Consider the following 25,616-nt stretch of genomic DNA (forward strand, 5'->3'; position numbering starts at 1 on the left):
GGGTCGGTGGCGACGAGTCCGAGCGCCCCAGTGAACGACATCGCACGGAGGTGGCCCCGGCTTGGGATATGAACCTACGGCTCTGCTGGGCTGGCAACTGACGGTGATGGGTCGGTAAGCGGCCACCGTGAGTCGACACCGAGCGCTGCCGCTCTCGGGTCCGAAGAAAAATGCAGAATTGGGAAGCGAGTCGCGCCGCGTGTGCGGCGTGTGTCTCGCGAGGATTTAGCCGAAGAGAGCGCCGAGGCCTTCGCCGTCTGCCTCTTCGTCTTCGTCTTCGTCTTCTTCAGCGGCCTCTTCTTCGGCGGCTTCCTCTTCGTCGTCGTCGTCAGCGGCCTCGACTTCGCCACCAGCGCCGCCCGTCGCGGGAGCGGGGGCAGCGGCGGCCGTCTCGATGGCCTCTTCGATGTCGACGTCCTCGAGCGCGGCGACGAGCGCCTTGACGCGGGACTCTTCGACGTCGACGCCAGCGGCGTCGAGCACTGCGGTGATGTTCTCTTCGTTGATCTCTTCTTCCGTCTCGTTCAGGATGAGTGCGGCGTAGACGTATTCCATTGTTGTGTTCCTCGTTGTGTGTTGTTAGAACAGCGAGCCGAGAGCGTCGCCTGCGTCACCGTCGTCTTCCTCGTCGGTGTCGTCGGCGTCAGCCTCTTCGGCCTCTGCTTCTGCTTCTTCTTCGTCGGTCGATTCGTCTTCCTCTGCGGGTTCCGCGCTCTGCGCGGAGACGCCGCGGAGTTCCTCAGGGAGTGCCTCTTCGTCGTCGATCTGGGCGGCAAGTGCCCGGAGCTGGCCGTCCGCCTTGCTGATGAGTTCCGGCATGAAGTCCGGACTCTCGATGTTGGCGAACAGACCGACGGATTTGGCCTCGCTGGTCGCCTTCGCGATGAGCGTCGGCGCGGTCTGAGCGGTCGGGTAGACCGCGTTGACCGAGAGGTTGGTCGCGGCGGCGACGGCCGACTGGATGTCGGCGCGGTACTCGTCCACGTCGATGGCGAGTTCGTCGGGTTCGAACAGGACGCCTTCGGAGAAGACGCCACGAAGGTCGAGACCGACCTCCTTGGGCTCGATACCGAGTTCTGCCAGGACGTTCGCGAGTTCCTCGGAGACTTCCTCGCCCGTCGAGAGGACGTGAGAGTCTTCGGTCACCTTGATGGAGCCGTCCATAATGCGAGCGGACGCTCCGACCTGCTGGAGTTCGCCAACGAACGGACCCGGGTCGACACCCGTGTCACCCTCAGGGATGACGATGTCGTTCGGGGCAACCTCGCCAGCGTTGATGGGCGCGGGCGTCTTCGACGCCTCGAGCTCCTTGTACAGGGCGAACGGGTTGTCGTTCGTGCCGATGAGGGCGACCTGACCGGCGACGTACTCCTTGAGTTCCTCGAAGCCGTCGTCGACTTCGTCGAGCGCGCGGTTCACGAGCGTGTTACGGCTCATGCGCACCTGTGCCGAGCCGTGAAGCTCGCGGCGCATGGCCTGGAGCTGGCGGCTCGGGATGCCCGCGACGCCCACGACACCGACGGATTCGTAGGATTCGACGAATTCGACGAGTGCGTCGACTTCGTCCTGCTTCCACTGCGGAATGACTTCCGTCTGTCGGGTCTCAGACTCGCTCATGCGGGCACCTCCACGGACGGACCCATCGTCGTCTTCACGAAGATAGAGTCGATGTTGAGGGGGCCCTTTTCGAGCGTCGCCTCGAGACGACGAACGATAACGTCGATGTTCTCCGCGATTTCGTCGGGAGTCATATCGTCCGCGCCGACGCGCGTGTGGAACGTGCGTCGGTCACGGGAGCGGAGTTGCACCGTGTTCTTCATCCGGTTCACCGTCTCGACGACGTCGTCGTCGGGCTGAAGCGGGGTCGGCATCTTACCACGAGGACCGAGGACGGTACCGAGGTAGCGACCGATGTCCTGCATCAGTGCTGCCTCGGCAACGAAGAAGTCGGTCTCGTCGGCAAGGTCTTTCGCCGCATCAGAGTCGTCACCGAGGTCCTCGAGTTCGTCTGGTCCGAGAACGTCGTCAGCGACATCTTCAGCGCGGAGCGCGGTTTCACCGGTCGCGAACACCACAATCTGGGTGTCCTGGCCGGTGCCAGACGGGAGTACGATACTCTCGTCGACACGCTTCGACGGGTCGTTAAGATCTAAATCGCGCAGGTTCACGGCGAGGTCAACCGTTTCGCGGAAGTTCCGCCCAGGTGCCTCGTCGAGTGCGCGAGAGACTGCGTCAACTATTGTGTCTGCCATTATTCACCTCCGTAGTACGCAGGATTGCTCCTACGGGTCAGTGAAACAGGCTACTGCCTGCCTCGTCCGGCAGGACGAGTAGGCCAAACTTAAGTCCGTCGAAGAAAGGGCGTCGAGGCGGCCGAATTCGGCCGTTTCGCGTGTGACGGCGACACATGCAGCCACGCGACGCTATCCGTGTTCTGGAGAGGAGAAACGGGCCGAGTAGACTCGGCCCGACGGAAAGTGCGGTTCGACGTGGCGAGACGATTACTCGTCGTCGAAGTAGTCGTCGAACTCGCCGCCGTCGATGCGGTCTTTGAACGTCCGCGCGTCTTCGCCCTCGACGGTGACGCCGAGCGACGCACACGTGCCGGCGACTTCCTTCGAGGCGTTCTTGAGGTCGTACGCGAGCAGGTCAGAGGACTTCTGCTCGGCGACCTTCTTCAGCTGTTCGATGGACATGTCGGCGACGAAGTCCTTCTGGGGCTCGCCGCTGCCAGTCTCGAATCCGACCTCGTCCTTGATGAGGGCAGCCGTCGGCGGGACACCGACCTCGATAGAGAACGAACCGTCGTCCTCGTACTCGACGGTGACGGGCACTTCCATGCCGTCGAACGCTGCCGTCTGGTCGTTGATCTGGTTGACGACGTCCTGCACGTCGACGGGGGTCGGGCCGAGTTCCGGGCCGAGCGGCGGACCGGGGTTCGCCTTCCCGCCGGGAACGAGTACTTCGATAGTTCCAGCCATACGTGGAAACACCGTGTGGCGACTTTTAACGGTTTTCTTTCGCCGGGAGGCGTGTGAGAAGACTACGCACAGGTGGGAGTCGGAAGCCGTCTACAGTTCGACGCCGAAGGACTCGACGTCCCCTGCGAGCGCTGCCATCGCCCCGAGGAGTGCGGCCACGTCGTCTAAGTCCTCGGTCGAGATGACTTCGACTGGCGTGTGCATGTAGCGGTTCGGGATGCCGATGTTGAGCGAGGGGATGCCGGAGCGACTCGTGTAGAAGGCGTCGGCGTCCGTGCCGGTGTACGTGCCGGTCGCCTCCAGTTGCACGTCGATGTCGGCTTCGGCCGCGGCGTCGCGGGCGAGTGTGACGACGTTCGGATGGTTGGCGCTCCCGCGGGAGATGGATGGTCCCTCACCGAGTTCGACTGGACCTTTGGCCTTGCCCGGGACGTCCGGGTTGTCCGTCGCGTGCGTCACGTCCACGGCGACCATCGCGTCGGGGTTCAGGTCGTAGCCGACCATCTTCGCGCCCTGCACGCCGACTTCTTCTTGGACCGTGCTGACGGCGTAGACAGTGGCGTCCACGTCTGCGTCGACGGCGGCACGCAGTCCTTCGGCGGCGGACCACGTCCCCACGCGGTTGTCCATCCCGTTGGCGGCGATGCGGTCGCCTGCGAGGTCACGGACTCGCCCTTCGATGGTCACGGGGTCGCCGACTTCGACGTAATCTTTGGCGTCGCCTTTGCTCGTGACGCCGATGTCGACGAACTGCTCTTCGAGGTCGTCGTACTCTTCTTTGCCCACGTCGCGGAGGTGGATGGCCGTCTGGCCGATGACGCCGGGGACGTCGCCGTCCTCGTTGTGGACGGTCACGTGCTGGCCTTTCGAGACGGTGCGGTCAGCGCCGCCGATGGGGCCGATGCGGACGAACCCGTCGTCGTCGATGTCGCGGACGATGTAGCCAATCTGGTCGGCGTGGCCCGTGAACGCGATTTCGGGACCGTCACCCGACCCTTCGTGGACTGCGACGGCGTTGCCGTAGGCGTCGACCGTCACGTCGTCGGCGAACTGGGAGACGTAGTCGACCCAGACGCGTTGTCCGTCGGTCTCGTACCCGGAGGGGCTGGGTGTCGTGAGTAGCGCGTCGAGGAAAGAACGTTGGTCGTCGTCCATGTCCGTTACTCACAGGGCGTGCGTCAAGAATACAGCGAAAATCCGGTCCTGCCTGTCGCGACGGAAGCGCCGCAGGTGGCACAGAGCCCAGAGTGGAGACCAACCTACCGAACGTTTCCACCCGGTGAGTATCGCCACAACGACTATCACTCTTGTGAGCGTATTGATGTGTATGGCCGACTTTACCCTCTTCGAGGTACACCTGCACGACGGCTTCGAGTTCAGCCCTTCCAGCCGCGGACCGTTCTTCGGGAAGAGCGAAGAGATGTCTGAGGACTACGAAGCAGAACTCGAATCGGACGCCGAAGAGTACGACATCGAAATCGAAGCCGAAGAGGAAGACGAATCCAGCGGCAGTCGCGCGATGTCGATGCTGGTCGGTCTCGTCCTCCTCGTCGGTATCGCGGCAATCGTCCGCTTCATCCGTGGTCGCGGCGGCGACGACCTCGACGAACTGGCCGACCTCGACGACCGCGAAGAAGTCGAAATCGGTGCCTGAACCGGCGACGACGCCAGCACCGCCCGCACACCGTCCCCGTCTCCGTTCTTTGTGACCCACCCGCCCAGTGACGACGCCGGTCGGATACGCTTAAGCGAGTCCCACAGAAAGCCCGGAACATGACCGTTTCGAGCGCTCCCGGCAAGGTGTACCTGTTCGGGGAGCACGCAGTCGTCTACGGCGAACCGGCAGTCCCGTGTGCCGTCGAGCGCCGGGCGACTGTCTCCGTCTCGCTCCGTGACGACGACCACGTCCGGGTCCGTGCCGAAGACCTGAGTCTCAACGGCTTCACCGTCGAGTACAGCGGTTCGACGGGCGGCCGGCCGGACGTCGACGTTCCAGCACCGCTCGTCGAGGCCGCGATGGGCTACATCGATGCCGCCGTCGAACAGGCCCGCGACGCCGCCGGCGTCCCCGACGCTGGGTTCGACATCAGCGTCGAGAGCGACATCCCACTGGGCGCGGGCCTTGGGTCCTCGGCCGCCGTCGTCGTCGCCGGCATCGACGCCGCGACGCGCGAACTTGGCGTGGAACTCTCCCCCCGAGAGATTGCTGACCGCGCGTACCAAGCGGAGTACGAAGTCCAAGACGGACAGGCCTCACGTGCGGACACGTTCTGTTCGGCCATGGGCGGTGCCGTCCGTGTCGAAGGCGACGACTGCCGGACGATAGATGCACCGGCGCTCCCGTTCGTCATCGGATTCGACGGCGGCGCGGGCGACACCGGCGCACTCGTCTCCGGCGTTCGTGAACTCCGCGAGCGGTACGACTTCGCCGCCGACACCGTCTCCACCATCGGCGACATCGTCCGGCGTGGCGAGGAACTCCTCGCCGACGCGGACCCCGACGAGGAACCGACCGAGGAACTCCTCTCTGAACTCGGCGGGTTCATGAACTTCAACCACGGCCTGCTCGAAGCGCTCGGTGTCTCCTCTCGGTCGCTCGATTCGATGGTCTGGGCGGCCCGCGAGGCCGGTGCCCACGGCGCGAAACTGACGGGTGCAGGCGGCGGTGGGTGCATCGTCGCACTCGACCCGACGCCTGAGTCACAGACCGGTCTCCGATTCACACCGGGGTGCGAAGACGCCTTCCGCGCCGAACTCGCCATCGAGGGCGTCCGCGTGGAAGAACCGCCAGCAACTGACGGGGACGAGCCGACGACCGACGGCGACGACACCCTCGTGGGGGACTCCACGTGAGCCTCGTCGTCCTCAAACTCGGCGGGAGCGTCGTCACCGACAAAGACGAACCCGAGACGGTGGACGACGACGGCCTCGCCGCCGCCGCGGACGCCGTCGCATCCCTCGCCGCGTCTGGGCAGGTCGTCGTCGTCCACGGCGGCGGGAGTTTCGGCCACCACCACGCCGCCGACCACGGCGTCTCGTCTGAGACCGGTACCCACGACGCTGTCGGCGTCCGCGCCATCCACGACGCGATGAAGCGCCTGAACGACGCCGTCCTCGACGCCCTCGCGGCGCGTGACGTACCGGCGCTTCCAGTTCACCCGCTCTCTGCCGGTGCGCGCACTGCGGATGGGTCGCTCTCGCTTCCACTCGCCGCCACGGAGACGATGCTCGCAGAAGGGTTCGTCCCAGTGCTCCACGGAGATGTCATCGCCCACGCGGGCGAGGGCGCGACTATCGTCAGCGGCGACGACCTGGTCGTCTCGCTCGCGTCTGGTCTCGACGCCGACCGGGTCGGCCTCTGTTCGACGGTTCCGGGGGTCCTCGACACCGACGGCGACGTGATTCCGGAGATTACGGCGTTCGAGGACGCCGCCGACGCACTCGGCGGGTCTGAGTCCACGGACGTGACCGGCGGCATGGCCGCAAAAGTTCGGAAGTTGCTCGCACTCGGCGCACCGGCGCACGTCTTCGGCCCAGACGGCCTCTCGGCATTCGTCGCGGGCGAGTCTCCCGGAACCGTCATCCGCGGCGAGTAAACGCCCCCGGCGCCGAATCGACTCCTCAGAACTCGACGACCATCCCGTCTTCTGCCACCTTCACCTCGCCGTCGAAGTGCGCGTTCACGCGTTCGACGAGTTCGTCTGTCACGCGGTCAGCGTGGGGATACAGGTGCGTGAGAAACACTGTGTCGATGTCGCGTCCGGTCAGCGTCTCGCCGAGTTTGGTCGGCGTCGGGTGGTTCGACACGTCCACGTCGTCCGGGAACGAGCAGTCGTGGACGAGGACGCTCGCGCCGTCGGCGAAGTCGGTGAGTCCCTCGAACGCCTCGGTGTCGCCCGAGACGACGAGGTCAGACTCGCCCAAGTCGTTCGTAAAGCGGTAGGCGAGCGTCGGTATGGAGTGTCGCACTTCGTAGCCTATCACGTCGAATCCGGCGATACCGAACTCGTGCGGGCCGACCTCTCGGACGGAGATGTCGAGTCGGTCTTTCATGTAGTCGTGTACGTCGAAGAGGCCGTCGACGAGTGCCTCGGTCCCTTCCGGACCGACGATTTCCAGGTCGTCTTCGCCGACCAGCCATCGGGCTTTGACGAGTGCCATGAGGTCCGAGACGTGGTCGAGGTGGAGGTGCGTCAGAAGCACCGAGGAGACGCCTTCGTATCCGACGTCGGTTTCGGCGAGTCGCGCGAGGACGCCGGACCCGCAATCGACGAGGAGGGTGTTCGAATCCGATTCGAGGAGGAGACCGGACTGTGCACGGCCCGAGACGGGCATCGCGCTCCCGGTGCCGAGGAATGTGACGCGCATGGGTCAGTATAGCACGTTTCCCGCGTTAGTCCTTGTGTTCGGTCTGACCGATTCGTTGAGATGAAAATCTTGATGTTCTGCATGATTATTTTCATCAATATCCTGTGTCCCGTATTCGCACCCTCCTCTCCCACAGCATCTTCGCCGTCCTCGGCGACGCGCTCAGAGAGGTGGCCGACCCGCGACTGGGAGACTGACAGCGCGCGACCACGACGACAACCCCTGCCGTGGCACAACCCTCATACCTGCGGAGGCTAACCCCGAGGTAATGACTCAGCGTGGCCGTTCCCTGCTCACTGCGAAGCGGGACGACTACGACTTCGACCCCGAGTCGGTCGCCGTCGCCGACGAGGACGTCCTCGACCTACTGGAACCCGCCGTCCAGGAGTGGTGGGTCGACCAGTTCGGCGCGTTCGTCCCCGGCAACGGCGGCTTTTTCACCCCGCCACAGCGCGGGGCGATTCCACTCATCCACGAGGAGCGAAACGCCCTCATCTGTGCGCCCACGGGGTCAGGGAAGACGCTCGCATCCTTCACGGCCATCATCGACGAGTTGTTCCGTCGGGACCGCGAGTCGCCCGACGGCCTCGATAACTCGGTGTACTGTCTCTACGTCTCGCCGCTGAAATCACTCGCCAACGACATCCATCGGAACCTCACCGAACCGCTCTCGGGAATCGCCGACATCGCCGCCGAACGCGACGAGACCATCGACATCAGGCACGCCATCCGCCACGGTGACACGTCGTCGTCGGACCGGCAGAAGATGCTGGAGAAGACGCCGCATATCCTCAACACGACGCCAGAGACGCTCGCCATCCTGCTCAACTCGCCGAAGTTCAAAGAGAAACTCCGAACCGTCGAGTACGTCGTCGTCGACGAGATTCACAGTCTGGCCGAGAACAAACGCGGGACGCACCTCTCCGTCTCGCTAGAGCGGTTAGAGGACCTCGCCGAGTCGTCGCCGACGCGCATCGGGTGTTCTGCGACGGTCGAACCGCTCGACACCGTCGGTGAGTTCCTCGTCGGGTACGAAGACGGTGAGCCTCGGGAGTACGAACTCGTCGACACGCGATTCGTCCGCGACTTCGACATCGAACTGGAGTGTCCGACAGACGACCTGATTCGAACGCCGCGCGCGGAGGTCCAGACGCGCTTTTACGACCGACTCCACGAACTCGTGACCTCGCACACGAACACGCTCGTCTTCACGAACACCCGTTCGGGAGCGGAACGCGTCCTGCACAACCTCCGGGAGACGTACCCCGACATCGACGAGACGAACTCCGGGTGTCACCACGGGAGTCTCTCGAAAGAGCGCAGACAGGAGATAGAGTCCAAACTGAAAGCCGGTGAGTTACAGGTCGTCACCACGTCTACGAGTCTCGAACTCGGCATCGACATGCCCCACATCGACCTCGTGGTGCAGGTCGGGTCGCCAAAGTCGGTTGCGGCACTCCTCCAGCGTGTCGGGCGGGCGGGCCACCAACTCGGCCAGACCGTCGAAGGCCGCGTCATCGCACTCGACAGAGACGAACTCGTCGAGTGCGCGGTGATGCTCACGAAGGCCGAAGAGGGGTTCGTGGACCGCGTGTTCATCCCGGAGAACGCCTTCGACGTGGCCGCCCAGCAGGTCTACGGGATGGCAATCAACCAAATCCGCCCCGAGACCGAAGTCCGCGAGACGCTCCGTCGAGCGTACCCGTACCGAAACTTCTCGGACGACGACTTCGAGCGTCTGTTCCGCTACCTCACCGCCGACTACGACGGCCTCGAAGACAAGAACGTCTACGCGAAGGTCTGGCGCGACACGAACGACCCGCCAGACGGCGAACACCACTACGAGGAGTACCCCGTCGGGGAACCACTCGTCGGCAAGCGCGGACGGATGGCGCGCGTCATCTACATGACCAACATCGGGACCATCCCCGACTCCTTTACCTGCGACGTGTTGGTCCGCGGGGCCGACCAGTGGGTCGGCACACTGGACGAAGGCTACCTCGACACGCTGGAGAAAGGCGACGTGTTCGTCCTCGGCGGCGACCACTTCGCCTACCGCTACCGCCGCGGGTCGAAGGTGTACGTCGACCGAACCTCACAGCGGCCAACCGTCCCCTCGTGGTTCTCCGAGCGCCTGCCGCTATCGTACGACCTCGGCCGTGAGATAGCCGCCTTCCAACAGGAAATCGTCGACCGACTGCAATCCGGCGGCCCACCCGCCGTTCGCACGTGGCTTCGTGACCTTCCGCTGGACGAGAACAGCGTCCGCGCCGTCACGCGCATGTTCGACGAGCAGGTTCGGTACACCGGTCCCGAGAGCGTGGCGACACCCAACCGACTCGTCGTCGAGACGGAACTCGACCGCGAGACCTACCGCCGGCACTACTACGTCCACTGCACCTACGGCAGACAGTTCAACGACGGCCTCTCGCGCCTCCTCGCGTACCACTGCGCCCGCCGGACCAACGCGAACGTGCAGGTTGCCGTCGCCGACAACGGATTTTCCATCTCGATGCCGCTGAACCGAAAGGTGGACCTCGGGACCATCCTCCGTGAGGCCGACCCGGACACCGTCGCCGAAGACCTGCGGGCCGCACTCGACGGAACCGACCTCCTGAAGCGCTACTTCCGCATCAACGCGACGCGCTCGCTCATGATTCTCAAGCGCTACAAGGGCTACGAGAAGACGGCGGCCCAACAGCAGGTTTCGTCCGAGATGCTGCTGTCGTTCGCACAGGACTTAGACGAGTTCGCCGTCGTCGAAGAGACCTACCGCGAGATTCTCGAAGACAAACTGAACCTCGCCGCCATCGAGGACGTGTTGGCGGCGATTCAAGCCGGCGACGTGGACGTCGTCGACCATCAGGTGTCGACGCCGACGCCCCGCGCGTTTGGCCTCGCCACACTGATGGCGAGCGACGTGGTGCTCGCCGAAGACGAGAGCGCGGCGCTTCGCGAGTTCCACGAACGCGTCCTCGACGAAATCGGCGAGGACGACATCGGAATCGACGTGAACTGACACAGTTCCTCGGCCACCGAGTCCCCGACCTGCAGTTCCTCAGACCAACAGCGTGTTCAACGCGTCCGGGACGACGAGGACGCGACTACCGGGTTCCACCGCGTCCTCGACTGACTCGCGAGCGTGCATGAGACACGCGTCGACTACGTCGGGTGCCGTCGAGTTCGTCACGAACACGTCGTGCTCGCAGAGGACGCGCGCGACGACGAAGGCTCGCTGGGCACCCGGTTCGTATCCTGCCCGCATCGACTCGTAGAGCGAGTCGGCGTCCGTGGCCGACGAGAGCGCGTCGAAGAACCGCTGTTCTCCCGTTCCCTCGCCCGCACCCTCGTCGAGTGCCGCGGGGACGACGAGTCGGCCGCCGGCAGTGAGTGGATTACAGTCTCCGAGGGCGACGTAGGTCGCCGCGCGGGTCGCCTGATAGAGGTTCGCGTCTTTCGGCGCACCCACGCCACAGACGACGGCATCGTAGTCGGCATCGACCGAGACGGAGAGTGCATCACGAGCAGTCGACGCGAGCGACCTGACGACCGAGGCGGGGTCGCCCGCGGCGGCACCGAGGAATCCGTCCGGTCCCTTCGTCACGTTGAGACAGAAGTCGGGACCGGCGACGAGTCCCGCGCGGTCCAGGGTCTCCCGAAATGGGTTCCCGCGGACGCGGCCGAGGCGAACCCCGTCTCGTGAGAGCATCTCTGGCCCGTGCGTGTAGCGGATGATTGCTTCCGAACCCGCGCCGATGACGACTGTCTTCGCGCCGCCGGAAAAGCCGGCGTACTGGTGGGGTTCGACCATCCCTGTCGAGACGACCACGTCGGCGTCGGCGACGGCGGGGTGAACCGCGATGGGACACCCATCGACGGCACCGAGCGTGACCGCCGCGTGCGGGTCGTGGTTCACTGCGAGGGGTGCGTACTCGCCGAGTCCGTCGCGGAGTTCCGCGTCGGTCATCGGCCGGTGCAATCCGAGTCCGACGACGATAGTCACGTTCTCGCGCGGGACCGGGAGGTGCTCGAACAACACGTCTACGAGTACGTCGTCGGGCGTGTCGCGCGTCACGTCGGTGACGACGATGGCAACCTCGTCCACCGGGTCGACGAGACTCGCGAGTGGTGGGCCGTGTGGGTTCTCCATCGCCACCTCCGCGGCGGTTCGGGGGTCGACCGGGTCGCGGCCGGGAGGGCGAGCAACGTCCACGTCACACGACGGGAGCGAGAGGGAGATGGTCCCGTCTCCGTGTGGAAGGTCCATGCCACGGGGTACGGTAGAGCAAAGGTGAATCTATCGGCGAGTCGTCACCCCGGTATCGCCGTCGGTCGTCACACCTGATACTCGGGCACGTCAGCGAGTCGTCCGTAGACCGAACCGAGGGCGGCACCGTAGGCGAGGTGGCCGACGAGCGTCAACGCGAGGTAGGTGACGAGAGTCAACCCAACCTGGCCAGTGAAGAAGGCGACGATGAACCCCGTCCACATGATGCCGCCGAAGACGGCACCTTTCTGTCGTACCGTCCGGCCGGGCATGAACATCCCGAGCGAGACGAAGAGTATCGGGAGCGTCACGATACCGCCGCCGACGAAGATGAACGCACCGATGGGGAAACTCGAACCCAACCCGACGATAGTCGCCAACGCAGCGAACGCCTCGGGTTCGATGGCACCGAGAAGCCACGCGATACCGAGGAACGGTGCCATGGCGAGTGTCCCGACGACGCCACCGAGGGCACTCGACGAAATCTCTCGAACGCCGATACCCTTCGCCTCCTCACGTTCGACGGCGACCTGTGACGTGGTTTCTGTCTGGGCGTCTACCATGTGATGTACTAACGCAGCTCACGAGGAAAACTGTTCTTCATAAAACGACATAATATCTACCGGCGCGCCCACCGGAGCATCCGGTCGTAGAACGGGTCTGAAGCGAGGGCGTCGGCGTCACCGACGAGACACAGTGCCTTCTTCGCCCGCGTGAGGGCGACGTTGATGCGGCGATGGTCCTCGAACAACGGCCCGTCGAGGTCACCAGTCGCCACGAACGAGACGACGATGACCTCCTTCGACGACCCCTGGAATCGGTCGACGGTATCGACGGTCACGTCGGTCCGGCGGGAGATTTCGGCGACCTGCGCGCGGAACGGGGCGATGACGCCGATGTCGTCGGCGTCGACGCCCGCGGCCTCGTAGGCGGCGACGACGTCGGCGACGCGGTCTGCTTCGGTCGGGTTGGTGTTGCCGACACGACGGCCATCGGGGTCGACGAACGTCACTTGGTCCGCGAGTTCGGTGGGCAAGTCTCCAGTGTCGACGCCCAGGTCACGGAGGTGTTGGGCCGCAACGTCGCCCGTCGCCGGGCGGAGTGCGCCGTCGTAGAACTCGGCGGAGGCGAACGCCTGAATCCGCTGGGACATCCGGTACTGGCGGTCGAGCATCACCGACGCCTCGGGGTGTGCTTCGATGAGTCGCTGAAAGAGCGAGGTCTGGAGGTCGTTCTCCGCGCGGACGACCGGGGGGAGTTGCTTGTGGTCGCCGACGAGGACGAATCGGTCGGCGAGGTTCACGGCGGCGAGTGTCCCCGGTTCGGTGAGTTGGGACGCCTCGTCCACGAGTGCCACGTCGAAGGACTGTTCGCGCATCACGCGCGACCCGCAGGAGGCAGTCGTCGCGGCGACGACTGGCGCGTCGTGGAGTGCGCTCGCGAGTGTGTTCGGGTCGCCGCTTCGAGAGAGGCGAACGTCGAGCATGTCCTCACGGACGCCCGACTCGGTGCCGACGCGGACGACATTGTCGGCGAATCGCCGACCGCCAGCGGAGCTTTGCTCCGCGCTGTCCTCGAATCCCTGGTCGCGCAGGGCTTCGAGTGCGTTGTCCACCGCGCGGTTCGTAAACGCCGAGAGCAAGACGCGGTTGCCGTCTTCGACGAGGGCGCGAATCGTTCGGGCGATAGTGTACGTTTTCCCCGTTCCCGGCGGCCCGTGGATGAGTGCCACGTCGTCGGCGTCGACGGCGAGACTCACTGCCTCGTCTTGCGCCTCGTTGTTGTCGATGTACGTCTCGCCGGCCGACCGGTCTGCGAACTCGGGGTCCCGGCGGTCGAACAACACGTCCTTGCGCTCGGGCGACCCCTTCAGCACGGCGTCGTGGAGTGCCGTGAGGAGGCGAGCGACGTTGAGTTCCGAGGGGTACACGTCGAGGCGACGGAGCGGGACCGGTTCGTCCGTCGTGACGACGACTTCCTCGCCGAGTTCGACGATGCGTGCGAGTTCGGCGTGGCCCTCGACGGGATGGCCGTCGCTTGCGAGGGCAACGTCGCCTTCGCGAAGTTTGGACACCGCGTCGTCCGTCTTCTGGGCACGAAGTTTCCACGTGCCGTCGGGTTGTTCTTCCGAACCGAGTGGTTCGAGGCCGATAATCGCCCGGTCGTCGTCTGCGCGTTCTTCGGGCGACTGTTCCCAGAGTTTGCGGTACTCGGTGTGGACCTCTCGACGCTCTTCTTCGAGGGCGCGATAGAATCGGTCGAAGTACGCGCGTTCGTCTTCGGGGACGGGGGTGCCAATCTGACCGGCTTTCGACTCCTGTCCGAGACGCCCGGAGACGACCATGCAGGTGTCTTTCTCGAAGCAGTACTGGCACTTCGAGTTCGACTCGTACCCAGTCGGCACCGACACGTCGTATTCCATCGCGGCGATTTCGTTTCGCGTGCGGACGACGAATTCGAGCAAGCCACGTCCGATAGAGAAGTCCTTGGCCGGCGAGAGGTCGCCGGACTCTTCGGTTCGGTCCAGCGTCGTGTTTTTGGTGTAGAGGAGCGTCCCGGTATCGACCGGCACGCCGCGTTCGTGGAGGATGAGGGCGTAGGCGGCGGCCTGAATCTTGTCCTGGAATCGGGGGTCGCGCTTGAGGTTCTTCCCGGTCTTGAGTTCGACGGGCGACCCGCGGCGAAGGGCGTCGGCGCGTCCTTTGATGCCGAACGTCGGCGAGATGAGCGTGTACTCAGAGCGCCACTCGTCTTCGTCGGTGAGGACACCCTGCGAAAGCCACCCCTCGATGGCGGCGGCGTTTCGGCGAACTTCGTCGGCGACTTCCTCCGTCTCGCGGCCGAGCAACCCGAGTTCGAGGCCGCGTTCTTCGATACGCTCGTCGATGGACGAGTCGAGGTCACGACCACGGAGTAAGTCGCCGAACACCTCGTGGACGATGGTCCCTTTGACGACGGGGTAGTTCAGCGGGATGCCCGAGAGTTTGTTGAGGTAGTACATCCGCGAACACTGGACCCACGACCGGATGTCGGTCACGTCCACGAGGAAGTCGGGTTCGACGACGACGAACGACTCCTTCCCCGTCGCGTACGTCGTCTCGCCACGGTACTCCGACTCGTCCACGTCGGTGACGAGGATATCCATCCCCGGTTCGGCGTGTTCGGCGGCGTGCGTCCACTTCCCCCAGAGGGTGACGGTGACGGGGTCTGCCGTCCCACCCTCGGGGCGGAGCGTCACCTCGGCCAGCGAGCGCTCTCCGTACCGCGTCTCGACCTCACGTGGGTCGCCCACGTCGACGAGTGGACCGCGAAGATTCACGTCGAAACCGTCGGAGAGGGACGGGCAAATAGGCGTCGGTCGCCCGGGTTTTTCGTCACGGCCATCTCCACGTGACCCGTCTCCGTACCGAGACGACCCATCTCTCGACCGACACTAACCGTCACGTTCTTTCTCGCCGCCGCGGTACCACCGTTCATGCGCGTCAGAGATTGGCAAGACATCCTCTCGGACGTCGTCGAAGAAGGCCGCGACCCCGGCGCGTGGCGCGCCGTCGCGGGAAGTCGACGCGGGGGCCTCGGCGAGGACCTCTTTCTCAGCCACCGCGACGTCGGTGTCTACCAACTCAAGACGTACGCGAAGAATCCGTACGAGGTACGTGGCGTCGGCACGCGAGTCGCCCGGCGTATCGACGACGGCTTAGAACCGCTGTTTCCGACTCGCGACCCCGACGAAGAGACTGGTCGATTCGGCGTTCAGCGACCACCAGAAGACGAAGACGAGGCCACGTCGATGGCCCGACGACTCGAAGAGACCGTGAAAGTCCACGCGGAGGCCCCGACGACGCCGGACGACTTCTTCACCGACGTGATGGAGGCACTCGACAGTCCCGCGTTCGGGCCGATGGACTACGAGTTCGACGCCCGACCCGACAGACTCGACGAGTTGACAGACGAGTTCACCGACGCGAACGACCTCCTCGCTGCCGAACTCGACGACCTCATCGAGACGGACGAAGTGGACCGCGGGTTCCACTGAGAGCCATCGGTTTCAAACCGTCTCGACACGACGACTCGACATGGACAATCGGGAGACGGCCCGACCGACACATGCACTCGGGGAGGAGACGTGGGTGACGCGATGGTAGGACCGAGTTTGAGTGACGACGAGATGCGACTCGCCAGTTATCGCCTCCAGATTGGGTTCGTCCTGCTCGTCGGTATCTCCGCCGGGTTCATCGCCCTCGCCGCAGATGCGGCACTTCCCCAGGTCGGTATCGCCTTCGCCGGTGGAACACTCCTCGGCATCGCACTGCTCGTCTTTCTGTCGTACTGGGGCCGCGAGTTCGTGGGCGTAAACCGTCGGTGACGCTGTGAGAGTAGTGGACGGGCGTCGACGAAAACGTGTCAATAGTGTAATCTCTGTGCAAATAAGTAAACTCGTTTGAACGTGTGCCATTGAATCGCAGGGTATTTATCTATACCCTGAGCACGGAATATCGCCGGTAACCAGGGCAGGGGCAACGACCTGGTTTCTCACCGGATACGCCGAGTGTGATGGGATTGGGCTCCCGACACAATACGGCGTACCTACCCAAGGTGCGTGCGCGACCTGAACGACATCAGAACTCGGGTGCGCACCCTGATGGAGTTGCAGTCTCCTCAGGGCGACACCCGAGCAATCCATCGCTCGGGCGCGTCCAATTCTGCATCTGTCGGCAAGTTCTCCGGATGGTCCCACACACGCGACGCGGCAGCGACGCCACGGTGGTCTGCGACGTACTCGAAGAACCGAGCACCGCGTTCGTACTGTCTGCGTTTGAGTCCGAGTCCGAGTGCGCGACGGGCGAGTCTGGCGATTGGGCCGCCGCCCTGTCGCCGTTCGTCGAGTTTTCGCCGCAAGTCTTCGTACTCGTCGTCGAACGCGCGGTCCATCAGCAGTTCCGCGTAGCCTTCGACTGCCGTCATCGCCGTGTCGAGTTCGGCGAACGCGTCCCGGTCGAGGTCACCTTCGACGAGTGCGTCGATGCCACGGTTCATCCGGTTTTCGAGGTGGGTCGAGAGCCACGGGGCCGCACCGAACTCTGCGGCGTGCGACACCTCGTGGAACGCAATCCAGCGGCGGAATCGTGGGTAGTCGACGTCGAGTGAGTCGGCGACGCGGCGGATGTTCGGGTGGACGAAGTAGAGGCCGTGGTCGTCGTCGCCCTCGGCGAGGAGCAGTGGGTCGTACTGTCCGAGGACGTTGTTGCCGAGGAACGAGAGGACGAGTGCGAACGTTCCGGTGTTGACCGCGCGGGTCACGCCGGGAAGTATCGCCGGCCCGTGTTCTTCGAACGGGGCCATCACCCGGCGGAACGTCTCGACGTTCGCGTCTATCCAGTGGTGACGATTCTGTACCTCCACCACGTCGGGGACGTCGAACGTCACTTCGGCGACTTTCGAGAGGCGGTCGCGTGCGTCTCGAACGTCTGAGGCGTACCCCTCGCGTTCGACAGGCGAGAGGTCGAGCGAACCCGGTTCGGTCGCTGCCCGTGCGGCCTCGCCGACGGCGTCCCAGTCGATGTTGCCGGTCCCCGTCGCCGAAGCGTCAGCGACGACCCGGACGCTCCGAAGGAAGTTCATACGCTATCGACGGGCGCTGACGGCAAAACGCTTCGGCCGCGATTCGCCGAGGTGGGCCTCTGGGCGAACGCACGGGTTGCCCGCGACACTCGGACGTCTCGCCCTCGAACACGAAAGCGGACACGAATCGACAGCCAATCGCCCACTAAAGACTATACGGAGTCTCGCGTGGTGGGCGTATGGACCGAACCATCGACCACGTCGCGTTCGGTGGGATGGAGTTGTACGAACTCCGAACCGCCGCCAACGAAGTCGGTCTCACGCCGACGTACGGCGGGGAACACAGCACCGGAACGACCCACATGGCAGTCGTCCCATTTCCCGACGGGTCGTACCTCGAACTCATCGCGCCGACACTCGGAACCGACGCCGAAGACGCCGGATTCTGGCCGACCCACCTCGCGGCCGACGCCGGCCCCGCGGGTTGGTGCCTCGAAGTCCCGGACGTGGCCGCGAGTGCCAAAGCGGCTATCGACGCTGGCGTCCCCGTGGACGGCCCGCACGAGGCCGCACGAGAGCGTCCCGATGGCCGCCTCGTCGAGTGGGACATGTGCTTCGAGGGCGACGACTTGCGCCTCCCGTTTACCATCCACGACCGAACCCCGCGTGACTACCGTGTCCCGCGCACGTCGCACAATACGGCGGTGCGCGGCCTGCGGACTGTCGTCGTCGCGACTCGTGACCGCGAGGCGACTGCTTCCCTGTTCGCTCGGCGACACCGCTACCCGTCGCCCGTCGACATCAACGGTCCGTTCACCAACTTCGCAGTCCTCCCGGGTACGCCGCTAGCACTCTGCGAACCCGGTGACGGAGAACTCGACGCCCGCATCGACGAGGTCGGAGAAGGTCCGTGTGCGTTCCTCATCGGCGTCACGGACATCGACAGAGCGCGACAATCGCTCTCGCTCGGCCCGGAGATACGGTTCAGCGACCGCAGGATGGCGTGGTTCGACCACGACCTGTTCGACCGGCGGTTAGGCGTGGTCGAACTCCATTGAACACCGGCACGTAGGCCGTATTGGCCTCCCTCAGGCGGCGCAGTTGTTCGGTCCGAGTTCGAGTTCAGTCGCCTCTTCTTCGTCCGTCACCGACTCACGTCCCGTGTTGATTGCGATGACTCGTTCGTAGTTCGGCGGTTTCTCCGGCGTGTCGTCGGCGATGCGGTGGACGAACGCCTCTTCGTCGAGTCCGAGGAGGGCCAACTCTTCGCGGAGTTCGCCGAGTGTCGCACTCACGAGTTCGCCCGGCGAGGCGACGCCGTAGGTCCCATCTGCGGCGACGGAGACGTGACCGGGGAGAATCCGCGTCTCCGCCGGCAACGAGAGAATCCGCTCGTGGAGCGTGTCGTAGAGGAGTTCCGCGCCCGTGGCGGCATCGTCATCTCCGAATTGGAGTTCCGTGCGCCCGACCGATTCGACGAACAGCGTGTCGCCGGTGAGCAGGTAGCGCCCGTCGACGAGGTAGTTCGTCATGTCCGAGGTGTGTCCCGGCGCGAAGCGCGCTTCGAGTTCCACGTCGCCGACAGTCACCGACTCGCCGTCGTCCAGCGGTGTGAAGTCGTACTGCACGTCGCGGTCGGTGGCGTTCGCACCCATGTAGTACGGGACGCCGAGTCGGTCGGCCAGTGTGCGCCCGCCCGAGACGTGGTCGGCGTGGACGTGTGTGTCGAAGACGCCCGAGATGGTCATCCCCGCGTCGGCGGCGACGAGTTCGAACTCGTGGGACTGTCGTGTCGCGTCCACGACGACGGCCTCTTTCGCCGACTTCGACCCGACGACGTAGCCGAGACATCCCTTGGCGCGACGCTGTACCTGTGCGAGATACAGGTCGTCTGACTCGGTGTCGAGTTCGACGACTTCGTACAGTTTGCTCCAGTCTTGCATGCCGCCTTTGACGACAGTCACGTCGTCGTACCCACGAGAACTGAGTTCGAATCCGAACGAGGTGGACGAGAGACCCTTCCCGCAGATGACGACGATTGGGCCCTCTTCGGCGAGTTCACTGATGCGTTCCCAGTCCCAGTCACCGCCGAGGCCATCGAGTGGATGGTACGGCACGTTCACGGCACCCGCGATGTGCCACGCGTCGAAACTCTCCGGCGGGCGGGTGTCCACCACGGTGAACGACTTCCCAGCGTCGAGGTCTGTCGCGAGTTCCTGGACCGTAATCTGGTGGAGGAGTGTTCCCATGTGCGTAGATATGGCAACCGCGACCAATACGGTTTGTGGCGAGCGAGTCGGCGACGCCTCTCGCCGTCGCTCTCGACGTTGGCGTCAGAAAAGTCGGTTCGAAACGGTCGACCCGTCTACAGTTCCGCCTCGAAGTCTTCGAGGGCGTAGACGGTGTCGGTGCCGCGGCGGTCGAGCGTCTCGTTGGCGAGGAGCCAGTAGACGACCGACAGTGCACGGCGACCCTTGTTGTTCGTCGGGACGACGAGGTCGACGTTGGACGTCTGGTTGTTGGAGTCGCACATCGCGATGACGGGGATACCGACCGTGATGGCCTCCTTGACAGCCTGCGCGTCACCAATCGGGTCGGTGACGACGACCACGTCAGGTTCGATGTAGCCGGCGTAGTCCGGGTTCGTCAGCGTGCCGGGGATAAAGCGTCCCGTGCGGGCACGAGCGCCGACGGCGTCGGCGAACTTCTCGGCCGGGAACCGACCGTACTGACGGGAGGACGTAACCAGAATCTGCTCTGGGTCGTAGTTCGCGAGGAAGTCCGCAGCGGTGCGGATTCGCGAGTCCGTCTGGCTCACGTCGAGCACGTACAGCCCATCGTCACGGACACGGTGGATGAACCGAACCATGTCGTTGGTCTTCTGCTGGGTACCGATGTGGACACCGGCGGCCAGGTAGTCTTCGACCGGAATGAGCAGGTCGGCGTCTTCGTCGGGCATGACGTCCTCGTCGAAGGCCGGTTCAGGCTCTGCTTCTTCGGCCTCGGCAGCCTCGTCGGCCGCCTCGGCGGTCTCTGCTGTCTCGTCTTCGGTGGCGGCCTCGTCGGTGCCCGTCTCGGCGACCGCTTCGGTCTCCGTCTCGGGTTCCTCGTCGGCGACCTCCACCGCGTCGTTTTCGTTGTCGCTCATACTGCGTCGTCCGCGATGCGGATGAGTTCGTTCAGCTTGGCAGTTCGCTCGCCTTGCACCGTGCCGGTCTTGATGAACGGCGCGTCGGTTGCGACGGCGAGGTGTGCGATGGTCGTGTCTTCCGTCTCACCGGAGCGGTGAGAGATGACAGCGTCCATCCCGTTTCGGGAGGCCAGTTCGACGGCGTCGAACGCGTCGGTCAGCGTCCCGATCTGGTTCGGTTTGATGAGGATGGAGTTCGCGGCACCCACGTCGATGCCATCTTGCAGGCGGTCGACGTTGGTGACGAAGAGGTCGTCACCACAGATGAGCGTGCGGTCTCCCACACGGTCGGTGAGGTCCGCGAAGCCCTCGTAGTCGTTCTCGTCGAGGGGGTCTTCGACGTAGACGAGGTCGTACTCGTCGACCATCTCGGCGACGTAGTCGATCTGCTCGTCTGTCGTCTTCGTCTCGTCGCCGTAGTGGTAGACACCATCTTCGAACATCTCCGAGGCGGCGATGTCGAGACCGAAGCGAATCTCGAAGCCGAGTTCGTCCTCGACGTCGGAGACTGCTTCGTCCATAATCTCGAACGCCTCTGCGTCGGAGACTGCTGGTGCCCACGCACCTTCGTCGCCCTTCGCGGCAGGCACACCACGCTCGTCGAGAATCTCGGACGCGCGGGCGTGGACCTTCGCGTTGGCGAAGACGGCCTCGGAGACGCTCGGCGCACCGACTGGTGCGGCGAGGAACTCCTGAATGTTCGTGGCTTCCTTGGCGTGTTCACCGCCACCGATGACGTTCCCGAGCGGCGTCGGGAAGTTGTCGCCGCGGAACGCACCACCGAGGTGCTGGTACAGGGGTGCACCGAGCACGTCGGCACCGGCCTTCGCGGCCGCCATCGAGATGGCGACGGCGCTGTTGGCACCGATTTCCGAGAAGTTCTCGGTTCCGTCGGCACCACGCAGGGCACGGTCGACCTCACGCTGGTTACCCGCGTGGACTTCGTCCACGAGACGGGGAACCGCGTGGCGGCGTGCTGCTGCGATAGCCTCGGTTGGCGGCAGTTCGATTGCCTCGTATTCGCCAGTGGACGCACCACTCGGGGCCGCAGCACGACCGAACCCACCGGACGCGGTGAGGACGTCGGCTTCGACCGTCGGGTTTCCACGGGAGTCGAGCACGCGGCGCAGGGAGATGGATGTGATTCGAGTCATGTTCTCACGCACCCTCTCGTTTCACGGTGAACGGAAGGACACCTGCATCGTACTCCTCGGCGGCGATAAGTATTGGCTCGGTCTGCTCGGTCTCTACGAGCACGGGTGCGCCGTAGGAGACCTGCAGTGCTCGCGCACCGAGGATGCGGGCTTTCTCGTATCGATTGTACCGTTGTATCATTGGTAGGGAGACACGACGTCCACGAGGTCTTTGTGCGATACCATCATCCGCCGGCAGCAGGCACGAGTGACCCCGAGGTCGTCGAGGACATCTGCGGGGTCCTCGTCACCCTCGCGAGCACGGGCCTGGAATTCATCCCAGTGTTCGCCAATCACCTTGCCGCAGGTGAAACACCGGACGGGAATCATCATGGCTAGATCACCTCAGCGGTAAGACTTCTGGTAGCGAGCGCGTGCGCCTGGTCCGCCCCACTTCTTGGGTTCGGACTGGCGAACGTCGTTGACCAGCAGCGAGCGGTCGAACTCCATGTACGCGTCGCGAAGTTCCGCGTCGTTCAGGTGTTGCACCAGCCCACGAGCGAGCGCGGTGCGGACTGCGTCGGCCTGACCGGCCACGCCGCCCCCGTTGACGCGCACGTCGATGTCGACCTGCGAGCGGAGGTCCTCACCTGCGATGCGGAACGGTTCCAGCATCTTCAGGCGAGCCATCTCCGGCTCGACCAGCTCGACCGGCTGGGAGTTGATACGGACTCGACCCTCGCCGTCGCGCACGGTTGCGCGGGCGATGGCGGTCTTCTTCTTACCGGACGTGTTCGTTACCATGTGACGTTAGCACCCAGCTTCTCGGAGACCTCTCCGAGCGAGATGAACTTGATGTTCGAAAGTCGGTCCAGCGAGGTCCCTTCGAGCATCTCGCCGTCTTCGTCGAACGGGTTGCCGACGTAGACGCGGATGTTCGAGAACGCCTCGCTCCCGCGGGGCTTCTTGTACGGAACCATCCCACGGATGGCACGCTTGAAGATGCGGTCGGGACGCTTCGGGTAGTACGGACCCTGGTCCGAACCGACGTCGGCGCGCTTGCGGTAGACGCCCATGACGTCCTGTTCGGAGCCAGTGATGACGGCGTCTTCCGCGTTGATGACGGCGACCTTCTCGCCTGCGAGGGCGCGCTGTGCGACCTCAGAGGCGACGCGGCCCATGATGCAGTTCTTGGCGTCGACGACGACGTCGGCGTCGAATTCTGCGAGGCTCATCGGATCACCCGTACGTTGGACCCATCGGGGTTCTGTTCAGCAATCTGTTCGAGCGTCACGACGTCGCCAACCTGCTCGATCTTCTTACGAGCGGTGGACGAGAAGTCCACAGCAGCGACTGTGACGTTTTTCTGCAGCACACCGCTACCCAGCACCTTGCCGGGCACGACGACGGTTTCGTCTTCCCGAGCGTATCGTTCGATGCGACTCAGGTTGACTTCCGCGTGGGTGCGCCGTGGCTTTTCGAGACGGTCCGCGACATCCTGCCAGACGTTGGCACCGGACTCACGCGAGACCGCCTTCAGCTCGGCGATGAGACTGTTGAGTCTCGGGTTCGTCTTACTCATTGTCTACCTCCAGAGAGAAAGCGGAGTGCAGGGAGCAGGATTTGAACCTGCGGACTCCTATGAGACAGCGCCCTGAACGCTGCGCCGTTGGCCAGACTTGGCTATCCCTGCAAGCATTCCGCTGTACTTCATGCCCCGTAAAAACACCTTCGGTCCGACCGGCCACCGTGAGGCAGTCACACGCCACGCTGTCGGTGGGTTTGACTGCTCGCGGGGTGGGCGAACGTCGGTGTTGTGTGTACGGGGCAGTAATCATTCGTTTACAGTGAGACCTTCTCTTCGAGCTCGGCTGCGCGGCCACCAAGCGAGGCGACGGCGCGAAGCACCAGCTCATCGACCGTGAAGGAACCGTCCGTCTCCACACTGAAGACGAACGCTTCCGGCACGTCGTGCACTTCGACCTCTTTACCGGGATACCGCTTCGTCAGGTCGTTGTCGAACTCGCTCGTGACTACGAGGTCACCGTCTTCGGCGTCCTCGTCGTCTGCGTGTTCGGCAGCGGCCTCTTCGATGACGCCGCGGAGAATGTTCGGTTCTTGTTCGTCGAACTCGCCGGCGTCACCGGTAACCTCCACACGCTGGAGGTGTCGGTAGCCGACTGCGACTCCGCCTTGGTTCTTGGCGTGGTCTTTCCCGTAGCCGAGGACGGCGTCTGCCTCGAATTCGAGGCGCTGACCTTCCTTCAGCTCGATAATTGGGACGTTCTCGTCCGCGGGGACGACCATGTCGTCCGCGGACTCGATGTCCCCGGAGTACGCAGTCGCCGGCCCGTCGACTTCGAGCGCGACGGTGACGGTGTCACCAGGCTCGAACTCGTCGAGGGGCGTGGTCAGCGGAACCAGACCGAGCCGAAGCCCGATCATCTCGTCGAACATGACCGACGTGTTCTCCACGAACCGGACGGTGTCGATGGAGAACGTCGGCACGTCGGCGATCATCGCCCGACGAATGCCGTTGGCTAACGCCGGGGTCAGACCGCGCGCGACGAATCGGGCGCGTCGGTCTTCGCGTTCGATGAACTCGACCTCGAAGTCGTTTGCCATGGTTGGTTAGAGTCGGCTGTTTTTCGGCGCGCGAGTTCCGTCGTGCGGAATCGGCGTCACGTCCTCGATACGACCGATCTCGAGACCGGCACGCGCGAGGGCGCGAATCGTTGCCTGTGCACCGGGTCCGGGGCTCTTGTTCCGGTTGCCACCGGGACCACGGACGCGGACGTGCAGACCCGAGATGCCGGCCGCCTTGATCTGGTCGGCGACGCTCTCGGCCATCTGCATGGCCGCGTACGGGGATGCCTCGTCACGGTTCTGCTTGACGACGGAGCCACCGGACGACTTGACGATCGTCTCGGCGCCCGTGATGTCAGTGACCGTGATGAGCGTGTTGTTGAACGATGCGTGTACGTGGGCGATACCCCACTTGTCACCAGTTTCGGATTCGCTCATTCTTGGGCCTCCGCGCGCTCAGGGTGCAGTTCGTCCGAGAGCGGCGACGTCTCGTCGAAGCTCACGGAGTCCTCTTCGTCGACCTCCACTTTACGGGAGGGGACGGTCGTTCGAGCGCCGTCGATCGTCACGTGGCCGTGGACGATGAACTGACGTGCCTGCTGCGGAGTCTGTCCGATTCCGTTGCGGTAGGCAATCGTCTGGTAGCGTCGCTCGAGAATGTCCGTCACGTCGAGGCGCAGCGTCTGGGAGATGTCGTCCTCGGCGGACAGAATCCCGTAGCGGCGCAGGCGTGCCATAAACTCGGCTCCGAGCGCCTCTGCTTCCTCGGTGTCACCCTGGGCTTCGCCGAGGAGGCGACGTGCCTCACGGCGGATGTTGCGCAGTTCGGACTGCGCGCGCCAGAGTTCCTCTTTGTTCTTGAGACCGTAGCGAGAGAGGAGGTCCGCTTCCTGAGCGATACGCTCGCCCTGGAACGGGTGATTCGGAGTCTCGTAGAACTTGGTGTTTTTACCAGTGGTCATTCTTCTGCTTGCGCCTCCTTGATCTCCTCGACGTTGACACCGATGGTGCCTTCAGTACGTCCAGTGGACTTCGTCCGCTGGCCGCGAACCTTCTGGCCGCGCTGGTGTCGAACGCCTTTGTAGGAGCTGATCATCTTCATGCGGTTGATGTCATGACGACGCTTTTCCTCGAGGTCCGAACCCGTGATGTGGGCGGTCTCACCGGAGAAGAAGTCCTTCTGTCGGTTGACCATCCACTCGGGAGAGTGGTCCTCGAAGTTCTCGACGACATCGACGACCGAGTCGATTTCGTCTTCGGGAAGCTTACCGAACAGCGCCGTTCGGTCGACTTCCGCGGCGTCGGCGATGATGCGCGCTGTGCGCTTGCCGATACCCTTCATGTCCGTCAGACTGCGCTCTACCGTCTTCGTCCCGTCAAGGTCGGTCTGACCAATTCGGATGAAGTAACGGAGGTCCTCTCCCTCCTCCGGTGAGCCGTCCTGTGGTTCTTCTGCACTCATGACTTGGAAAGTCTCGTGTTGTGAGCGTTGCGGCGGGGATTCGAACCCCGGGGGCTTGACGCCACTG

The 25,616-nt window shown here is 64.2% G+C and carries 29 protein-coding genes and 1 tRNA gene; 7 read left to right on the forward strand and 23 right to left on the reverse strand.

All coding sequences use genetic code 11. The annotated features are described in order from the left end of the window. Window positions 1-225: 225 nt before the first annotated feature. The 5 genes from rpl12p to AUR66_RS09045 all read right to left on the reverse strand — a co-directional run bounded on the left by rpl12p (window position 226) and on the right by AUR66_RS09045 (window position 4,136). On the reverse strand, window positions 226-555 hold the full coding sequence (gene rpl12p, locus AUR66_RS09025) for a 50S ribosomal protein P1 (RefSeq protein WP_058572116.1): 330 nt from the start codon (window positions 553-555) through the stop codon (window positions 226-228). Between the two features lie 24 nt (window positions 556-579). Further along, window positions 580-1,617: a 50S ribosomal protein L10 gene (locus AUR66_RS09030; protein WP_058572117.1), complete on the reverse strand. Its 1,038-nt coding sequence runs from the start codon at window positions 1,615-1,617 to the stop codon at window positions 580-582. Beyond that, a complete protein-coding gene (locus tag AUR66_RS09035; protein WP_058572118.1) occupies window positions 1,614-2,252 on the reverse strand; it encodes a 50S ribosomal protein L1 in 639 nt (212 codons plus the stop codon). The genes AUR66_RS09030 and AUR66_RS09035 overlap by 4 nt, the downstream gene beginning before the upstream one ends. A gap of 249 nt (window positions 2,253-2,501) precedes the next feature. Continuing rightward, window positions 2,502-2,981, reverse strand: a complete 480-nt coding sequence (locus AUR66_RS09040; RefSeq protein WP_058572119.1) for a 50S ribosomal protein L11 — start codon at window positions 2,979-2,981, stop codon at window positions 2,502-2,504. A gap of 90 nt (window positions 2,982-3,071) precedes the next feature. Next, entirely contained in the window at window positions 3,072-4,136 is a 1,065-nt protein-coding gene (locus tag AUR66_RS09045) for a M42 family peptidase (protein ID WP_058572120.1), read from the reverse strand. Window positions 4,137-4,308: 172 nt separating this feature from the next. Between AUR66_RS09045 and AUR66_RS09050 the strand changes: the two genes are divergently transcribed. From AUR66_RS09050 to AUR66_RS09060, 3 genes are all read left to right on the forward strand, one after another. After that, entirely contained in the window at window positions 4,309-4,635 is a 327-nt protein-coding gene (locus AUR66_RS09050; protein ID WP_058572121.1) for a hypothetical protein, read from the forward strand. Window positions 4,636-4,754: 119 nt separating this feature from the next. Beyond that, window positions 4,755-5,834, forward strand: a complete 1,080-nt coding sequence (mvk, locus tag AUR66_RS09055; protein WP_058572122.1) for a mevalonate kinase — start codon at window positions 4,755-4,757, stop codon at window positions 5,832-5,834. After that, a complete protein-coding gene (locus AUR66_RS09060) occupies window positions 5,831-6,577 on the forward strand; it encodes an isopentenyl phosphate kinase (RefSeq protein WP_058572123.1) in 747 nt (248 codons plus the stop codon). Before mvk ends, AUR66_RS09060 begins: the two co-directional genes overlap by 4 nt. 25 nt (window positions 6,578-6,602) lie before the next feature. Here the strand turns inward: AUR66_RS09060 and AUR66_RS09065 are convergent, their stop codons facing one another. Continuing rightward, window positions 6,603-7,349, reverse strand: coding sequence for an MBL fold metallo-hydrolase (locus AUR66_RS09065; RefSeq protein ID WP_058572124.1), 747 nt, complete (start codon window positions 7,347-7,349; stop codon window positions 6,603-6,605). A 268-nt stretch (window positions 7,350-7,617) separates the two neighbouring features. On the opposite strand from AUR66_RS09065, the gene AUR66_RS09070 reads away from it, so the two are divergent. Further along, a complete protein-coding gene (locus tag AUR66_RS09070; protein WP_058572125.1) occupies window positions 7,618-10,368 on the forward strand; it encodes an ATP-dependent helicase in 2,751 nt (916 codons plus the stop codon). A gap of 39 nt (window positions 10,369-10,407) precedes the next feature. Here AUR66_RS09070 and AUR66_RS09075 read toward each other — a convergent pair whose 3' ends face one another. The 3 genes from AUR66_RS09075 to AUR66_RS09085 all read right to left on the reverse strand — a co-directional run bounded on the left by AUR66_RS09075 (window position 10,408) and on the right by AUR66_RS09085 (window position 14,935). Next, window positions 10,408-11,616, reverse strand: a complete 1,209-nt coding sequence (locus AUR66_RS09075) for a lactate racemase domain-containing protein (RefSeq protein WP_058572126.1) — start codon at window positions 11,614-11,616, stop codon at window positions 10,408-10,410. A 68-nt stretch (window positions 11,617-11,684) separates the two neighbouring features. Beyond that, window positions 11,685-12,179 carry a DUF6789 family protein gene (locus AUR66_RS09080; protein WP_058572127.1) on the reverse strand — a complete coding sequence of 165 codons (495 nt, stop codon included), beginning with the start codon at window positions 12,177-12,179 and terminating at the stop codon, window positions 11,685-11,687. 56 nt (window positions 12,180-12,235) lie between these two features. Next, complete coding sequence (locus AUR66_RS09085) at window positions 12,236-14,935, reverse strand: AAA domain-containing protein (protein WP_058572128.1); 2,700 nt, start codon at window positions 14,933-14,935, stop codon at window positions 12,236-12,238. A 156-nt stretch (window positions 14,936-15,091) separates the two neighbouring features. Between AUR66_RS09085 and AUR66_RS09090 the strand changes: the two genes are divergently transcribed. Both AUR66_RS09090 and AUR66_RS09095 read left to right on the forward strand, forming a co-directional pair. Further along, a complete protein-coding gene (locus AUR66_RS09090; RefSeq protein ID WP_058572129.1) occupies window positions 15,092-15,652 on the forward strand; it encodes a hypothetical protein in 561 nt (186 codons plus the stop codon). 102 nt (window positions 15,653-15,754) lie between these two features. Further along, complete coding sequence (locus AUR66_RS09095; protein WP_058572130.1) at window positions 15,755-15,982, forward strand: hypothetical protein; 228 nt, start codon at window positions 15,755-15,757, stop codon at window positions 15,980-15,982. Window positions 15,983-16,275: 293 nt separating this feature from the next. Here AUR66_RS09095 and AUR66_RS09100 read toward each other — a convergent pair whose 3' ends face one another. Next, window positions 16,276-17,238 carry a zinc-dependent metalloprotease gene (locus AUR66_RS09100; RefSeq protein ID WP_058572131.1) on the reverse strand — a complete coding sequence of 321 codons (963 nt, stop codon included), beginning with the start codon at window positions 17,236-17,238 and terminating at the stop codon, window positions 16,276-16,278. Window positions 17,239-17,417: 179 nt separating this feature from the next. On the opposite strand from AUR66_RS09100, the gene AUR66_RS09105 reads away from it, so the two are divergent. Continuing rightward, window positions 17,418-18,236: a VOC family protein gene (locus AUR66_RS09105; protein ID WP_058572132.1), complete on the forward strand. Its 819-nt coding sequence runs from the start codon at window positions 17,418-17,420 to the stop codon at window positions 18,234-18,236. A gap of 30 nt (window positions 18,237-18,266) precedes the next feature. Here AUR66_RS09105 and AUR66_RS09110 read toward each other — a convergent pair whose 3' ends face one another. The 13 genes from AUR66_RS09110 to AUR66_RS09170 all read right to left on the reverse strand — a co-directional run bounded on the left by AUR66_RS09110 (window position 18,267) and on the right by AUR66_RS09170 (window position 25,549). Beyond that, a complete protein-coding gene (locus tag AUR66_RS09110) occupies window positions 18,267-19,427 on the reverse strand; it encodes an MBL fold metallo-hydrolase (protein WP_058572133.1) in 1,161 nt (386 codons plus the stop codon). Between the two features lie 116 nt (window positions 19,428-19,543). Continuing rightward, complete coding sequence (rpsB, locus tag AUR66_RS09115; protein ID WP_058572134.1) at window positions 19,544-20,326, reverse strand: 30S ribosomal protein S2; 783 nt, start codon at window positions 20,324-20,326, stop codon at window positions 19,544-19,546. Next, window positions 20,323-21,522 (reverse strand): phosphopyruvate hydratase, encoded by a 1,200-nt coding sequence (eno, locus tag AUR66_RS09120; RefSeq protein WP_058572143.1) that lies wholly within the window; start codon window positions 21,520-21,522, stop codon window positions 20,323-20,325. The genes rpsB and eno overlap by 4 nt, the downstream gene beginning before the upstream one ends. Window positions 21,523-21,526: 4 nt before the next feature. Continuing rightward, window positions 21,527-21,703, reverse strand: a complete 177-nt coding sequence (locus AUR66_RS09125) for a DNA-directed RNA polymerase subunit K (protein ID WP_058572135.1) — start codon at window positions 21,701-21,703, stop codon at window positions 21,527-21,529. Beyond that, the gene (locus tag AUR66_RS09130; protein ID WP_058572136.1) at window positions 21,700-21,894 is read right to left on the reverse strand and encodes a DNA-directed RNA polymerase subunit N; all 195 of its coding nucleotides are present in this window, start codon (window positions 21,892-21,894) and stop codon (window positions 21,700-21,702) included. The genes AUR66_RS09125 and AUR66_RS09130 overlap by 4 nt, the downstream gene beginning before the upstream one ends. A 12-nt stretch (window positions 21,895-21,906) precedes the next feature. After that, a complete protein-coding gene (locus AUR66_RS09135) occupies window positions 21,907-22,305 on the reverse strand; it encodes a 30S ribosomal protein S9 (RefSeq protein ID WP_058572137.1) in 399 nt (132 codons plus the stop codon). Continuing rightward, complete coding sequence (locus AUR66_RS09140; RefSeq protein ID WP_058572138.1) at window positions 22,299-22,736, reverse strand: 50S ribosomal protein L13; 438 nt, start codon at window positions 22,734-22,736, stop codon at window positions 22,299-22,301. Before AUR66_RS09140 ends, AUR66_RS09135 begins: the two co-directional genes overlap by 7 nt. Then, a complete protein-coding gene (locus tag AUR66_RS09145) occupies window positions 22,733-23,083 on the reverse strand; it encodes a 50S ribosomal protein L18e (protein ID WP_058572139.1) in 351 nt (116 codons plus the stop codon). Before AUR66_RS09145 ends, AUR66_RS09140 begins: the two co-directional genes overlap by 4 nt. A 26-nt stretch (window positions 23,084-23,109) precedes the next feature. Next, window positions 23,110-23,194 (reverse strand) — tRNA-Leu (locus AUR66_RS09150). A gap of 149 nt (window positions 23,195-23,343) precedes the next feature. Beyond that, window positions 23,344-24,126: a DNA-directed RNA polymerase subunit D gene (locus AUR66_RS09155; protein WP_058572140.1), complete on the reverse strand. Its 783-nt coding sequence runs from the start codon at window positions 24,124-24,126 to the stop codon at window positions 23,344-23,346. A gap of 6 nt (window positions 24,127-24,132) precedes the next feature. Continuing rightward, entirely contained in the window at window positions 24,133-24,525 is a 393-nt protein-coding gene (locus AUR66_RS09160; protein WP_008320582.1) for a 30S ribosomal protein S11, read from the reverse strand. Then, complete coding sequence (locus AUR66_RS09165; RefSeq protein WP_058572141.1) at window positions 24,522-25,049, reverse strand: 30S ribosomal protein S4; 528 nt, start codon at window positions 25,047-25,049, stop codon at window positions 24,522-24,524. The genes AUR66_RS09160 and AUR66_RS09165 overlap by 4 nt, the downstream gene beginning before the upstream one ends. Beyond that, complete coding sequence (locus AUR66_RS09170; protein ID WP_058572142.1) at window positions 25,046-25,549, reverse strand: 30S ribosomal protein S13; 504 nt, start codon at window positions 25,547-25,549, stop codon at window positions 25,046-25,048. The genes AUR66_RS09165 and AUR66_RS09170 overlap by 4 nt, the downstream gene beginning before the upstream one ends. Between the last annotated feature and the right edge of the window lie 67 nt (window positions 25,550-25,616).

The sequence above is a fragment of the Haloferax profundi genome (genome assembly GCF_001469865.1).
Classification (GTDB): Archaea; Halobacteriota; Halobacteria; order Halobacteriales; family Haloferacaceae; genus Haloferax; species Haloferax profundi.

Coding starts and splice junctions, on each gene's coding strand:
- rpl12p (WP_058572116.1), bottom strand. CDS start 555: ATGGAATACGTCTACGCCGCACTCATCCTGAACGAGACGGAAGAAGAG.
- AUR66_RS09030 (WP_058572117.1), bottom strand. CDS start 1,617: ATGAGCGAGTCTGAGACCCGACAGACGGAAGTCATTCCGCAGTGGAAG.
- AUR66_RS09035 (WP_058572118.1), bottom strand. CDS start 2,252: ATGGCAGACACAATAGTTGACGCAGTCTCTCGCGCACTCGACGAGGCA.
- AUR66_RS09040 (WP_058572119.1), bottom strand. CDS start 2,981: ATGGCTGGAACTATCGAAGTACTCGTTCCCGGCGGGAAGGCGAACCCC.
- AUR66_RS09045 (WP_058572120.1), bottom strand. CDS start 4,136: ATGGACGACGACCAACGTTCTTTCCTCGACGCGCTACTCACGACACCC.
- AUR66_RS09050 (WP_058572121.1), top strand. CDS start 4,309: ATGGCCGACTTTACCCTCTTCGAGGTACACCTGCACGACGGCTTCGAG.
- mvk (WP_058572122.1), top strand. CDS start 4,755: ATGACCGTTTCGAGCGCTCCCGGCAAGGTGTACCTGTTCGGGGAGCAC.
- AUR66_RS09065 (WP_058572124.1), bottom strand. CDS start 7,349: ATGCGCGTCACATTCCTCGGCACCGGGAGCGCGATGCCCGTCTCGGGC.
- AUR66_RS09070 (WP_058572125.1), top strand. CDS start 7,618: ATGACTCAGCGTGGCCGTTCCCTGCTCACTGCGAAGCGGGACGACTAC.
- AUR66_RS09075 (WP_058572126.1), bottom strand. CDS start 11,616: ATGGACCTTCCACACGGAGACGGGACCATCTCCCTCTCGCTCCCGTCG.
- AUR66_RS09080 (WP_058572127.1), bottom strand. CDS start 12,179: ATGGTAGACGCCCAGACAGAAACCACGTCACAGGTCGCCGTCGAACGT.
- AUR66_RS09090 (WP_058572129.1), top strand. CDS start 15,092: ATGCGCGTCAGAGATTGGCAAGACATCCTCTCGGACGTCGTCGAAGAA.
- AUR66_RS09095 (WP_058572130.1), top strand. CDS start 15,755: ATGGTAGGACCGAGTTTGAGTGACGACGAGATGCGACTCGCCAGTTAT.
- AUR66_RS09100 (WP_058572131.1), bottom strand. CDS start 17,238: ATGAACTTCCTTCGGAGCGTCCGGGTCGTCGCTGACGCTTCGGCGACG.
- AUR66_RS09105 (WP_058572132.1), top strand. CDS start 17,418: ATGGACCGAACCATCGACCACGTCGCGTTCGGTGGGATGGAGTTGTAC.
- AUR66_RS09110 (WP_058572133.1), bottom strand. CDS start 19,427: ATGGGAACACTCCTCCACCAGATTACGGTCCAGGAACTCGCGACAGAC.
- rpsB (WP_058572134.1), bottom strand. CDS start 20,326: ATGAGCGACAACGAAAACGACGCGGTGGAGGTCGCCGACGAGGAACCC.
- eno (WP_058572143.1), bottom strand. CDS start 21,522: ATGACTCGAATCACATCCATCTCCCTGCGCCGCGTGCTCGACTCCCGT.
- AUR66_RS09125 (WP_058572135.1), bottom strand. CDS start 21,703: ATGATACAACGGTACAATCGATACGAGAAAGCCCGCATCCTCGGTGCG.
- AUR66_RS09130 (WP_058572136.1), bottom strand. CDS start 21,894: ATGATGATTCCCGTCCGGTGTTTCACCTGCGGCAAGGTGATTGGCGAA.
- AUR66_RS09135 (WP_058572137.1), bottom strand. CDS start 22,305: ATGGTAACGAACACGTCCGGTAAGAAGAAGACCGCCATCGCCCGCGCA.
- AUR66_RS09140 (WP_058572138.1), bottom strand. CDS start 22,736: ATGAGCCTCGCAGAATTCGACGCCGACGTCGTCGTCGACGCCAAGAAC.
- AUR66_RS09145 (WP_058572139.1), bottom strand. CDS start 23,083: ATGAGTAAGACGAACCCGAGACTCAACAGTCTCATCGCCGAGCTGAAG.
- AUR66_RS09155 (WP_058572140.1), bottom strand. CDS start 24,126: ATGGCAAACGACTTCGAGGTCGAGTTCATCGAACGCGAAGACCGACGC.
- AUR66_RS09160 (WP_008320582.1), bottom strand. CDS start 24,525: ATGAGCGAATCCGAAACTGGTGACAAGTGGGGTATCGCCCACGTACAC.
- AUR66_RS09165 (WP_058572141.1), bottom strand. CDS start 25,049: ATGACCACTGGTAAAAACACCAAGTTCTACGAGACTCCGAATCACCCG.
- AUR66_RS09170 (WP_058572142.1), bottom strand. CDS start 25,549: ATGAGTGCAGAAGAACCACAGGACGGCTCACCGGAGGAGGGAGAGGAC.